Below are 6,748 nucleotides of genomic sequence, written 5' to 3' on the forward strand. Positions count from 1 at the left end.
CTCCCCCGCGGCGGCCAGCCCACCCGCGCCGCGCACCGCACCCGACCACACCGGACAAGGGAACTCCCCGTCATGACATCCCCCCAGGCCGCCGACGCGGTCGCCGTCACCCCGTACCGGCGGCCGGTCTCGCCCACCGAGCGCCTCTACCTCGCCGCCGGGGACGCACGCGGAGCCATGGCCCTGCGCATCGTCGTCGAGGGGGAGGGCGTACCCGAGCGCGGGCGGTTCCAGGCAGCGCTGGCGCGGGCCGCCGCGGCATGCCCCGGCTCCTCGCTCGTGCGCGTCGGCGCGATCTGGAGCGCCGAAGGGCCGCCGCCGCGGGTGCGGTACGCCGCACCACGTGCCGACGCGTCCGCGAACGCGGCGCAGGGGACGGTCGTACTGCCCGAGCCCACCAGGCCCGCCGGGACCGCCGGGTTCACCGCGTCGACCGGGTCCGCCGGGTCCTCGCGGCGGGCGGAGCCGCCCGGCTGCGAGGTGCTCATCGTGCCCGGCTCCGGCTCCGGCGCGGACGGGACGCCGACCACCATCGTGTTCAGCGCCTCGCACGCCGTGATGGACGGTCACGGCGCCCTGACCTGGGTGCGGGAAGTCTTCCGCGCCCTGCGGGACGAGGCCCCCCGCCCCGCGCTCGACACGGACACCGACGCCGGGCTGCTGCGCCGGCTCGGCCGCACCGGTCCGCGGCCCACCCCGAAGCCCGCCCGGCGCTCCCCGCTCGGCACGGCGGCCGGCAGTGCCCCGGCCCGGACGCTGTGGCTGCGCCGCACCCTGCCCGGGCGGCATGCCGCGCTCACCGCCCGTCTCGCCCAGGCCCTGACCGATGCCGCGCGGCGCGACACCCGCGTCATGGTCCCGGTCGACCTGCGCCGCCACCGGCCCGGAATCGCGGCGACCGGCAACCTGAGCCTGCCGCTGTTCCTGGACCTGCACCCCGGGGCCGACTGGACGGCCGCGCACACCCACCTCCTGACCGCCCTCGCCGAGGGCCGGGAACTCGCCGCCGGATTCGAGACGCACCTCGCGCGGCTGCCGTCGGCGGTGACCGCCGGTGTGCTGCGCACCGCCCAGGCCCTGACGCTCCGCACCGACCGGCACCTCGCCTCGGCGGTCGTCTCGCACCTGGGCCGCCTCGACCTCGCCGCGTTCTCCGGCGGGGGTTTCACGGCGTCCGCGGCGTTCGCGCTGCCGGTGCACGCCCCGCTGGTGCCGCTCTCCTTCGTCGCCGCGGAGACCGGAACGGCGACCGAGATCACGCTCGGCGTCCGCGGCGCCGGCCCGGACCTCGCGGCCCGTGCCGCACAGCTGCTGGACCGGACACTGGCCGCCTTCGCCGGCCCGGCGGGGGTCACCCGGGACCGGCCGGGAGCCGGGCCCGGGACACCCGCACCGGCACCCGCGCAGCCGGAACCACATCCGGAGGCGGCCGCCCCCGAGACCACCGTCGTGGACGTGTTCCGGGCCCGGGCCGCCCGCACCCCCGATGCGCCGGCCCTCGACGGGCCAGAGGGCGTGGTCACGTACGCCGAGCTCGACCGGCGCTCCGAAGCGGTCGCGGCCGCGCTCGGGCGGCGTGGCATCGGACGCGGCGACCTGGTCGGCCTGGTCGTCGACCGCACACCCGCCGGAGTGTGCGCCCTGTGGGGCGTCCTGAAGGCGGGCGCGGCCTACGTGCCGCTCGACCCGGCCCATCCCGGCGCACGGATCGGGGAGGTCCTCCGGGACTGCGCCGCCGGGCTGTGCCTGACCCGGCGGCACCTCGCCGGCGAACTCGCCCCGTTCGTGTCCGGGACGGTCCTGCTCGCCGTCGACGACCTCCTCGACGACCGCGCCGACGGCTGCCGCGCGGGCGACGCGGGCGACGAGGACGGGGCGGACGCGGCGGACGCCGACGCGGCCGGTCATGCCGGACCCGCCGGCCCGGCGGAGGCACGTCCCACCGCGGGAGACCTCGCCTACGTGATCCACACCTCCGGTTCCAGCGGCCGCCCCAAGGGCGTCCAGATCGAGCACGGCAGCCTCATGGGGTTCGTCCGCTGGATGACCGGCATCTGCCGCATCACCGACCGCACCCGCTTCGGCTTCGCCTCCTCCTACGCCTTCGACATCTCCTGCTTCCCCCTCTTCCTGCCGCTGCTGGCCGGTGGCACGACCGTGCTCGCGCCCGGCGCGCCCTCGCCCGCCGCGCTGCGGGCACTCGTATCCGAACACCGGGCGGACACCCTCGCGCTCACCCCCTCCCACCTCGCCCTCCTCGGGCCCGAGAGCAGCGCGCCCACGCGCCCGCTGCGCACCCTGCTGCTGGGCGGGGAGGCCCTCACCCCCGCCGCCGTACGGTCCGCGCGCACCGCGTTCGGGGCCGGGTGCCGGGTCGTCAACGCGTACGGGCCCACCGAGGCGACCGTCGCCGTCCTCGCCCACACCGTGGACGGCAGCGAGAGCGGCGCCACCGTCCCGATCGGCCTCCCCGGACCGTACGCCCGCGTCGACCTCGTCGGCGCCGACGGCGAGGCCATCGGCAGCCGTCCACAGGACATCGGCCGCACCGGTGAGATCGTCGTACGCGGGGTCCAGGTGGCCCGCGGCTACCTCGGCGCTGCCGACGGCCCGTCCGGCGGCCCGCCTTCCCCCTTCACCACCGGCCCCGACGGCATCCGCGCCTATCGCACCGGCGACCTCGGCCGCCGACTGGCCGACGGCGCCATCGAGTTCGCCGGGCGCATCGACGACCAGGTCAAGATCGCCGGGCACCGCGTCGAACCCGCCGAAGTGGCCGCCGCGCTGGAAGCCCACACCGCGGTCCACCGGGCCGTCGTCGTGCCCCGCCGGCGCCCGCACTCCGCGTCGGCCGTGCTGTGCGCGTACGCCGTGCCCCACCCCGGCCACCCCGGAGCGGGCGCGGACCTGGCCGAGGCCCTGCGGGCCGATCTCGCCCGCACCCTTCCGCCCCACCTCGTCCCGGCACGGGTCGTCGTGGTCGACGCGCTGGCGAGCACGGTCAGCGGGAAGGCCGATCTCGACGCCCTCCCCGACCCCTTCGCCGCCGAGCCGGGCGCCCCGGCCCCGCACGGATCCGATCCGGCCCCGCACGGACCCGATGCGGCCCCGCTGGAGGCCCGCGTCCGGCACCACTGGGCGGAGATCCTCGGCGTCGACGGCGCACGGCTGTCGGCGGACTCCGACTTCCACGCCCTCGGCGGAGACTCCCTGGCCCTCGTCGAGATGCTCACCGCGGTCTCCGCGGACCTGCTGACCCCCCACCAGGCCCGGGAGTTCACGGGGCGCCTGGACTGCATGGTGCGCAACCTGACGCTCGAACAGGTCTGCGCCCACCTGACCCTCGTCCGCGAGGAGGCCACCGCGTGATCTTCGTCGGAGAAGGAGCCCTGCTGCGCCGCGCCGTCATCCACGCGGCCACCCGCAAATACCCGGTCGACCTGGTGTGCTCCGCCGACCCGCTGGACGCCGCCGCTGCCGACGCGCCCCACCTCGCCGCGGCGGACGTCAACGCCCACGCCGGCACGCTGGCCCGCGCCGGCACCGACGGCATCGTCTGGTCCCTCAACAACCGGCAGATCTTCCGGGAGCCGCTGCTCCGGACCGGGGGCCTGCGCATCGTCAACATCCACAACGGGCTGTTGCCCCGGCACCGCGGCCTGCCGTCCGTGGCCGTCCTGTTCGCCCTGCTGCACGGCGACACCGAGTACGGTGCCACCGCCCACGAGGTCGACGCCGGCATCGACACCGGCCCCGTCCTGGCCGAACTCCGCTTCCCCCTCGGCCCCGAGGACCGCCACCACCAGGTCATGCTCCGCGGCATCCGGGCCTGTCAGACGCTGTTCGAGCGGATCCTCCCGTCCGTCGCCGCAGGTACGGCCGCCCCCGCGCCCGGTGCGGGCACGGGCCCGTCCGCGTACTACGGCCTGCGCGCCCTGGACCGGCTCGCGGCCTACCGCGACCATCCCGCCTACGCCCGAGCCACCGACCTGGGCCCCTTCACCGGCCACGCCCACGAACTCGCCCGGGCACTGCACCCGCCGTCACCACCGCAGTTCTCACCCTGACGGTCTCCGGGCAGGATCGCGGGGTCGCGCCGGGCGCCCGCCCCGGTTCAGGTCTGGCACTGCTTCGTGGAGGCGGGGGACCAGCCGCTCCAGGCGGCGCCGTCGGCGCGGGCGTGCACGCGGATTTCGACCTTCACGGGGCCGCAGACCCGGGTCGTGCTCCCCACCTCGACGGGACCGATGGACTCGCCGGCCTGGACGTGGGCGCGGCCGCTGCCCACCTTCTCCCAGTGGCCCCCGTCGACCACGCGGAAGAACGCCTCGTAGGAGACGTTGAGCCCCTTCCGGCCGGTGTTGCGTGCCGTGACGTACGCCGTGATGTCCCGGGTCGGGAACCTGCCGACGGATCCGCGCTGGGCGCTGATGCAGCCGTGGATCGCCACCCGGCCCGTCGACACGCCTCCGCCACAGGCCACCGCCGCCGCACGGGCGTCGGCCGGCACCGTCAGTACGGTCAGCACGGCTGCGCCCAAAGCCGTTCCCACACGCCTCGGATACGACATTCCACACCCTTCGTCGAGCCGGTCCGTTCCGAACAGACCACGGTTCGCTCCGAGGTGGCGACGACTCCTCGAACCATTCACCCCAATGGCGGGCAAGACCGGCTCCGCAACGCCGGCGTCGGGGCGGCGCCGCCGTGACCGCTCAGTGCGGCTCCCGGTCCCACTGCCGGACTTCGTCGACCAGCATCCGCCGGGTCGCCCGCAGGGCGGACATCCTGGCGTCGATGTCCGCGATCTGCCCCAGGAGCCGGTCCCGGGCCCGGTCGCACGGTGTGAGGCTGCCGGCCTCGGTGAAGCAGGGGAGCAGCAGCGCGACGTCGTCGAGGTTCAGCCCGATGCCCAGCAGCAGTCTGATGCGGCGCACCCGCTCGACCGCCTGCTCGGGGAACTCGCGGTAGCCGTTCGCCAGGCGCTGCGAGGGCAGGAGCCCGTTCGCGTCGTAGTGCCGCAGGACCCGGGGGCTGGCCCCGGTCCGTCCGGCGAGCTCGCCCACCCGCACAACCGCTCCCCCCGCCGAAGGACTTGACCTTCACATCGGTGTCAATGTCTAGCGTGACTCCATGATCATCGACTTTCACGCACATGTCACGGTCGACGTCCCGGCCCAGCTGGCCCGGGCACGGCAGGCCGGTGTCGGCCGCACCGTCCTGCAGTCGACGCGCATCCATCCCGAAGCGCCGACGACCCTGGACGGGCTGCGTACGGAGTTCGCCCGGCTGGTCGCGGTGATCGGCGGCGAGGCCGCTTCCGAGGACGAGTTCCGGGCGGCCGTGGACGAGCTCCGCGATGCCGTCGACGCCCGTCCGGGCGAGAGCGTCGCGCTGGCGCCCGTACGACTGGACATGCCGGCCGACCGGACGCGGGCCCGGCTGGACGAGCTGCTCGCCCGCCCCGGCTTCGTCGGCATCGGCGAACTGACCCCCGCCCCCGGCCGGGCACACCTCGTCGAGCCGGCGCTCGCCGTCAGCGCCGACCACGGCGGTGTGCCGGTCCTGCTCCACGGCTTCGCTCCGAACACCGCCGACGATCTGCGGACGTACGCTTCGCTGGCCGCGCGGTACCGCACGGTCCCGGTCGTCGTCGGTGCGCTCGGCGGGCTCAACTGGCTGGAGCTGGTCGACCTGGCCCTGGACACGCCGAACCTTCACATCGACCTCTCCAGCGCCCTGCAGGTGTTCGCCGTACGCGCCGCGGTCCGGGAACTGCCCGAGCGGTGTCTGTTCGGGTCGAACACCCCCTACGGAGACGTGGTCGCCGCCCGGCACACGGTCGAGGCCGCCGTCACCGATCCGGCGGTCCGCGACCTGGTCCTCGGCGGCAACGCGGCCCGCCTCCTGACCGGCGGCTGACCCAGCCCTTGCTCGACCTATCGACTTTCGATAGATTCCAATCGTAACTCGATGGAGGGATGGGTCGTGGGGAAGCTGACAGTGGGGGCGCTGCGCGCCGTGCTCGTGGTGGTGCTCGCCGGCACCGTGTGCGTACAGGCATTGCTGGTGTGGACGCTGGTGTCGGGTGCCGACCCGGAGGACGGGTCGGTTCCGCTGACCGCGTTCCGGGTGATCGCGGCCCTGGGCATGGTGTCGGCCCAGGTCGCACTGGTCTCCGTATGGCGGCTGGTGGCGATGGTGCGACGCGGAACCGTGTTCTCCCACGCCGCCTTCCGGTACGTGGACGCGGTCATCGGCGCGATCGTGGCCGCCGCCCTCCTGTGGTTCGCGGTCACGGCCGTCAACGCGCCGGGCCAGCGGGAGGATCCGGGTGTCACCGTCATCATGGCCGGGATCGGCCTGGCCATCCTGGGGGTCGCGCTCATCGTGCTCGTCCTGCGGATGCTGCTGGCCCAGGCCGTCGCGCGAGACGTCCAAGCGGCGCAGATGCAGGCCGAGCTCGACGAGGTGATCTGATGCCGATCGCCGTCGACATCGACGTGATGCTGGCCCGGCGGAAGATGTCCGTGGGCGAGCTGGCGGACCGTGTGGGGATCACGCCCGCCAACCTGGCGGTGCTCAAGAACGGCCGGGCCAAGGCGGTGCGCTTCGCGACCCTCGCCGCACTCTGCGAGGTGCTCGAATGCCAGCCGGGTGACCTGCTGCGCTGGGAGGCCGAGGACGCGGCAGCGGACGAGCCGCTCGGCGCCGAGGCGGCAGCGCCCGGCACCACGGCCCCGTGACGGGC

The 6,748-nt window shown here is 75.1% G+C and carries 7 protein-coding genes; 5 read left to right on the plus strand and 2 right to left on the minus strand.

The genetic code is table 11. The annotated features are described in order from the left end of the window. Window positions 1–72 precede the first annotated feature (72 nt). Both ACFXA3_RS30725 and ACFXA3_RS30730 read left to right on the plus strand, forming a co-directional pair. Complete coding sequence (locus ACFXA3_RS30725) at window positions 73–3,369, plus strand: amino acid adenylation domain-containing protein (protein WP_385191951.1); 3,297 nt, start codon at window positions 73–75, stop codon at window positions 3,367–3,369. Beyond that, complete coding sequence (locus tag ACFXA3_RS30730; protein WP_385191953.1) at window positions 3,366–4,067, plus strand: formyltransferase family protein; 702 nt, start codon at window positions 3,366–3,368, stop codon at window positions 4,065–4,067. The genes ACFXA3_RS30725 and ACFXA3_RS30730 overlap by 4 nt, the downstream gene beginning before the upstream one ends. Before the next feature lie 47 nt (window positions 4,068–4,114). Here the strand turns inward: ACFXA3_RS30730 and ACFXA3_RS30735 are convergent, their stop codons facing one another. After that, complete coding sequence (locus tag ACFXA3_RS30735; protein WP_385191955.1) at window positions 4,115–4,552, minus strand: hypothetical protein; 438 nt, start codon at window positions 4,550–4,552, stop codon at window positions 4,115–4,117. A gap of 160 nt (window positions 4,553–4,712) precedes the next feature. After that, window positions 4,713–5,063, minus strand: coding sequence for a MerR family transcriptional regulator (locus tag ACFXA3_RS30740; RefSeq protein WP_385191957.1), 351 nt, complete (start codon window positions 5,061–5,063; stop codon window positions 4,713–4,715). 67 nt (window positions 5,064–5,130) lie between these two features. Here ACFXA3_RS30740 and ACFXA3_RS30745 point away from each other — a divergent pair, with 67 nt between their 5' ends. The 3 genes from ACFXA3_RS30745 (at window position 5,131) to ACFXA3_RS30755 (ending at window position 6,743) form a co-directional block, all read left to right on the plus strand. Then, window positions 5,131–5,919 carry an amidohydrolase family protein gene (locus ACFXA3_RS30745; RefSeq protein WP_385191959.1) on the plus strand — a complete coding sequence of 263 codons (789 nt, stop codon included), beginning with the start codon at window positions 5,131–5,133 and terminating at the stop codon, window positions 5,917–5,919. Window positions 5,920–5,985: 66 nt separating this feature from the next. Further along, a complete protein-coding gene (locus ACFXA3_RS30750) occupies window positions 5,986–6,477 on the plus strand; it encodes a DUF2975 domain-containing protein (RefSeq protein ID WP_385191961.1) in 492 nt (163 codons plus the stop codon). Further along, window positions 6,477–6,743: a helix-turn-helix domain-containing protein gene (locus tag ACFXA3_RS30755; protein ID WP_385191963.1), complete on the plus strand. Its 267-nt coding sequence runs from the start codon at window positions 6,477–6,479 to the stop codon at window positions 6,741–6,743. Before ACFXA3_RS30750 ends, ACFXA3_RS30755 begins: the two co-directional genes overlap by 1 nt. Window positions 6,744–6,748: the final 5 nt, after the last annotated feature.

It is taken from the genome of Streptomyces sp. NPDC059456, assembly GCF_042750055.1.
Lineage (GTDB): Bacteria > Actinomycetota > Actinomycetes > Streptomycetales > Streptomycetaceae > Streptomyces.